This is a genomic window from Nonomuraea rhizosphaerae, assembly GCF_019396405.1.
Classification (GTDB): domain Bacteria; phylum Actinomycetota; class Actinomycetes; order Streptosporangiales; family Streptosporangiaceae; genus Nonomuraea; species Nonomuraea rhizosphaerae.
Genome location: NZ_JAHKRL010000495.1, coordinates 1 through 5,391, shown reverse-complemented (window position 1 = coordinate 5,391; position 5,391 = coordinate 1). Strand labels below are relative to the sequence as shown.

At 68.6% G+C, this 5,391-nt stretch carries 5 protein-coding genes; all 5 read right to left on the bottom strand.

Annotated features, from left to right (window positions below; translation table 11 throughout):
* Nucleotides 1–1,459 (bottom strand): glycoside hydrolase family 13 protein (locus KME77_RS25890; RefSeq protein WP_219471549.1); only part of this gene is annotated, 1,459 nt, incomplete at its 3' end.
* 3 nt (nt 1,460–1,462) lie between these two features.
* Entirely contained in the window at nt 1,463–2,392 is a 930-nt protein-coding gene (locus KME77_RS25885) for a carbohydrate ABC transporter permease (protein WP_219471548.1), read from the bottom strand.
* Nucleotides 2,389–3,255, bottom strand: coding sequence for a carbohydrate ABC transporter permease (locus KME77_RS25880; protein ID WP_219471547.1), 867 nt, complete (start codon nt 3,253–3,255; stop codon nt 2,389–2,391). Before KME77_RS25880 ends, KME77_RS25885 begins: the two co-directional genes overlap by 4 nt.
* Nucleotides 3,256–3,275: 20 nt before the next feature.
* Complete coding sequence (locus KME77_RS25875) at nt 3,276–4,625, bottom strand: ABC transporter substrate-binding protein (RefSeq protein WP_219471546.1); 1,350 nt, start codon at nt 4,623–4,625, stop codon at nt 3,276–3,278.
* A gap of 93 nt (nt 4,626–4,718) precedes the next feature.
* Nucleotides 4,719–5,391: substrate-binding domain-containing protein (locus tag KME77_RS25870; RefSeq protein WP_219471545.1), on the bottom strand; the 673-nt coding region annotated here is incomplete at its 5' end.

Genomic DNA, 5,391 nt, shown 5'->3' with positions numbered 1-5,391 from the left:
GGGGGCCGCTGGCCAGCAGCACCCGGCCCGGCGGCAGCCGCACCGGGCCGGCGCCCAGGTTGGAGACGCAGGTCAGGCCGGACTCGCGGGTGAAGGCCAGGACCTCCTCCCCCATCGGGAGCCAGTCGAGCGCGCCGTCGCCGAGCAGGTCGCGGCGGTGGGCGAGGGCGGTGCGGTAGAGGTTGAGCATGGAGTCGAGGTCGGCGGCTTGGGACTCGGCCGTGAGCTTGCGCCAGCTCTCCGGCTGCGGCAGCCAGGTGGCGTCGCCGCCGAAGCCGAACGGCGGCTCCTCCCCCGACCACGGCAGGGGGACGCGGCAGCCGTCCCTGCCCCGGTTCACCCCGCCCGAGCGGTGGTACATGGGGTCCTGCCGCTGGTCGTCGGGCAGGTCCTCGACCTCGGGCAGGCCCAGTTCCTCGCCCTGGTAGACGTACACGCTGCCGGGCAGCGCCATGGCGAGCAGGGCGGCGGCACGCGCGCGCCGGTAGCCGACCTCCGCGTCCGACGGGACGCCGTGCAGGCGGCCGCCGTGCGCGAACGTCGTGTCGGCGCGCCCGTACCTGGTGACCGGGCGGGTGACGTCGTGGTTGGACAGCACCCAGGTCGGCGGGGCGCCGATCGGGGCGTGCGTGGTGAGGGTGAGGTCGATGACCCTGCGCAGCTCGGCGGGCTCCCACGGGCACGACAGGAAGTCGAAGTTGAAGGCCGTGTGCAGCTCGTCGGGGCGCAGGTAGCGGGCGAAGCGCTCCTGGTCGGGCAGCCACACCTCGCCGATCAGGACGCGCTCGCCGTACTCGTCGGCGATCTCGCGCCAGCGCCGGTAGACGTCGTGCACGCCGTCCTGGTCCTCGTAGGAGGTGGCCGACTTGAACAGCAGCGCGGCCGAGTCGATGCGGAAGCCGTCCACGCCCCGGTCGAACCAGAAGCGCAGCACGTCCTCGAACTCCTGGTGCACTTCCTGGTTGTCCCAGTTGAAGTCCGGCTGCTCGGGGGCGAACAGGTGCAGGTACCACTGCCCGTCGGGCACCCGCGTCCACGCCGGGCCGCCGAAGATCGACTGCCAGTCGTTGGGCTCGTCCCGGAACCAGAACCGGTCCCTCTTCGAGGGGTCGGCGAGCGCCTCCCGGAACCAGTCGCTCACGGTGGAGCTGTGGTTCGGGACGACGTCGATGATGACCTTGATGTCGAGCTGGTGCGCCTCCGAGATGAACTTCTCCGCCTCGTCCAGCGTCCCGAACACCGGCTCGATGTCCCGGTAGTCGGCCACGTCGTAGCCGCCGTCGGCCATCGGCGACGGGTACCACGGGTTCAGCCAGATGGCGTCGATGCCGAGATCTCTCAGGTACGGCAGGCGCGAGCGCAGCCCGGCGAGGTCGCCGATGCCGTCGCTGTTGCCGTCGGCGAAACTGCGCAGGTAGACCTGGTAGATCGCGGCCCCCCGCCACCACGTTTGCGACATGCGCTATCCCTTAATGCTCCCGGCGGTGAGGCCCGCCATGATGTGCCGTTGGAAGATGAAGAAGACGAGGATCATCGGGATGCTGGTGATGACCAGGCCGCCCATGATCTGGTTCTGGGTGACCGCTCCGGCGGTCTGTGACAGGCCCACGCTGACCGTCATGTTCTCGGTGTCGGTCATGACCAGCAGCGGGAGCAGGAAGTCCTTGAACGCGGTGACGATCGTGAAGATCGACACGACGCCGAGGATCGGCCTGGAGATCGGCAGCACCACCGACCACAGCACCCGCAGCGGTCCGGCGCCGTCGATCTCGGCGGCCTCGATCAGCTCGCGCGGGATGGAGTCGAAGAAGCGCTTGAGCAGGAAGATGTTGAACCCGTTGGCCGCCGCCGGGAACCACAGGCCCCACGGGTTGTTCAGCAGCTGCAGGTCCACGATCGTCACGTACAGCGGGATGATCACCACCATCGGCGGGATCATCAGCGTCGCCAGCATCGCGCCCAGGATCACGTTGCCGAACATCGGGCGCAGCTTCGACAGCGCGTACGCCGCCGCGACGTCCACGCACATCGAGAACAGCCACGCGCCCGCCGCGTAGTAGGCGGTGTTCCTGAGCAGCACGCCGATGTCGAACAGGTCCCACGCCTCGATGAAGGCGCCGAACGTCGGCTGCCGGGGGAAGAACGTCGGCGGCATCTGGGCGATCTCCTCCGGCGTCTTCATGGCGCCGGTGATCATCCAGTAGAGCGGGAAGACGAAGGCCAGTGTGGAGCCGGTGACGACCAGGGTGAGGACCGTCCAGTAGATCCGCCGTCCCCACCTGCTGTTGAGCTGGTGGGGCGAGACGATCGTGCGGAACTGCACCTCGATCCGCTTGGGAGTGCGTCTCTCCTTCCGGTGGCCGGTCGCCGCTCGCGCCCCGAGCGAGATCATGCTTTGTCCTCACGGGTGAGCCGGAGCTGGAAGGCGGCGAAGGCGAGCAGCGCGATCATGAGCATCATGCCGAGCGCCCCACCGGCTCCGTAGTCCTGGTAGGTGAACGCGAACTGGAACATCTGGAAGGCGACCGTCATCGTGGCGTCCTCGGGGCCGCCGCCGGTCAGCATGTACGGCTCGATGAACACCTGCATGGTGGCCACCACCTGCAGCATCAGCATGAGCAGCAGGATGAGCCTGGTCTGCGGGATCGTGACGTGCCTGATCCGCTTGAAGATGCCGGCCCCGTCCAGCTCGGCCGCCTCGTACAGCTCCGGCGGGATGTTCTGCAGCGCGGCCAGGTAGATCAGCGTCGCGGCGCCCATGTTCATCCAGGTGGAGACGATGACCAGGGACAGCAGCGCCGTCGTGGAGGAGTCCAGCCAGGCCAGCGCGGGCAGGTGGAAGAAGCCGAGCACCTGGTTGAACAGGCCGGGCCCCGGGTCGAAGAACCACCTGAACAGCAGCACCGCCACGATCGGCGGCAGCATGACCGGCAGGTAGACCACGAACCGCAGGTAGGCCCGGCAGTGGCGCAGCTCGTTGAGCACCAGGGCCGCGACGAACGGCACGGCGTAGCCGCAGACCAGCGCGAGCACCGTGAACTCCACGGTGTTCAGCCACGCCTTGCCGAACGCCGGGTCCTGGACGACGGTCCTGAAGTTGTCCAGGCCCACCCAGGTGGGCGGGTTGACCAGGGTCGTCTGCTGGAAGCTGAGGATGAACTCCCTGATCATCGGGTACCAGGCGAACACCGCGAAGCAGGCCAGCGCCGCGCACAGGAACCCGTAGGCCGTCAGGTTGCGCCTGAGACCATGCATCCTGAGAACCTGCATCCAGGTCAGCCCTTGGTCGTCAGCATCGAGTTGGCCTTGGTCTCGGCGGCGGACAGCAGGCTGTCGATGCTGGCGTCCTGGCGGCTGAGCACACCCGACATGGCGACGTCGAGGATGGCGTACAGCTCCTGGGCGTGCGCCGGCTCGGCCTTGGGCGGGACGGTCGCCGCGGCGTCCACGTACGGCTGGTAGTTCGTGACCGGGAGCGTGGCGTTCTTCTCGCGGTCGGCCTGGATCGCCTTGCCGGTGGCCGAGTCGCCGAAGACGGCGTTGTCGGGGACGCCGACGGGGTTGCCGAGCGTCTTGCCGCGGGCGAAGTCGAAGCGGCCCTTGCCGACGGTGTTGAAGCGGAAGTCCACCCACTGCAGGGCGGCCTTGGCCTGCTCCGGCGTCGCCTTCGGGTTGATCATGAACGCCTCGCCGCCGCTCAGCGACGCCTTGGCCTCGGGGAAGCCGGTGATGCCGTAGTCGGCGACGTTGCCCTTGAACTTGTTGACGACGTCGGTGACCACGTCGGGGGCGCCGAGCATCATGCCGACCTTGCCGCTGCCCATCGCCATCATCAGCGACTCCCAGCCGACCAGGAGCTTGTTGCCCATGCTGTTGTCGACCCAGCGCATGTCGTGCAGGTTCTGCAGCACGGCCTTGCCCTCGGGCGAGTTGAAGGCGGCCTTCTTGCCGTCGTCGGTGACCATGCTGCCGCCGCGGCCGTAGATGGCCTGGGTGAAGTGCCAGCCGCCGGTGTTGCCGCCGGAGTACTCGCCGTACCCGACGAAGCCGGAGCCGATCCCGGCGATCTTCTTGGCGGCCTCGCGGACCTCGGCCCACGTCTTGGGCGGGGTGTCAGGGTTGAGCCCGGCCTGGGTGAACAGCTTGCGGTTGTAGACGAGGCCGACGCCGTAGTGGACGTTCGGCACGCCGTACACCTTGCCGTCCTTGGTGACCAGCTCCTTGACGTCGGGGCGCAGGTCGTTCCAGTTCTTGATCTCGCCGGTGTACTGGCTGATGTCCAGCGCCTGGCCCTGGCCGATGACGTCGTTGTAGTTCGTCACCGGGACCACGAAGACGGTCTCCATCTGGCCGCCGGCCAGCTTGGGGCCGAACGTCTTGGGGTCGTAACACGGCTGCTGGTCCGTGCTCTTCACCGTCACCCCGGGGTGCGCCTTCATGAACGTGGCCACGTCGTCGTCCCACGCCTGCCGCTCCTTGGGCGCGGACTTCGCGGGCTGGCAGGCGACCGTGATCGACACAGGGGCGGCGCCGCCGGCCGACGGCTTGGCGGGCTCGCTCGAACCACAGGCGGTGGCGGAGAGGCCGAGAACGGTGACGACTAACAGTCCTGTGGATCTCTGCATGGGCGTGCCCTTCTATTGCGAGGTGCCCACACCATAGGTTCGCCGACCGTTCTCCGCAAGATTACGACTGTGAGTTGCAAGATAACGACTAGATTAAGTACTCCGGGCCGTGGACGTCCGTACGACCAGCTCCGGCTCGAACAGCAGCTCGTCGGCCGGGACCACGGCCTTGTCGATCTGAGCCACCAGCAGGTCCACGGCCGCCCGGCCCATCGCGTCGATCGGCTGGCGGACCGTGGTCAGCGGCGGATCGGTGCAGTTCATCAGCGCCGAGTCGTCGAAGCCGATCACCGACACGTCCCCCGGCACGGCCAGCCCCGCCCGCCGGGCGGCCCTGATCGTGCCCAGCGCGAGCAGGTCGCTGGCGCAGATGACGCCGGTCGCGCCGCGCTTGACCAGCCTGGCGGCGGCCGCGTGCCCGCCCTCCAGCGAGAACATCGTGTGCTCGACCAGCTCCGGGTCGCCCTCGCCGGACAGGAACGTCTCCAGCTTGCGCCGCGACGGCATGTGGTCCTTCGGCCCGAGCACCATGCCGACCCGCTCGTGGCCCAGCGCCCGCAGGTGCGCCAGCGCCATCCCTGCGGCCACCGAGTCGTCGCACGAGACCTGCGGGAAGTCCAGGTGCGGCACGGCCGCGTTGACCAGGACCGTGGGCAGCTTGCGCTCGTGCAGCAGCTCGTAGTGGCCGTGCGTGGCGTCGGCCTGCGCGTAGTGCCCGCCGGCGAAGACCACGCCGCTGACCTGCTGCTGGAGCAGCAGGTCGTCG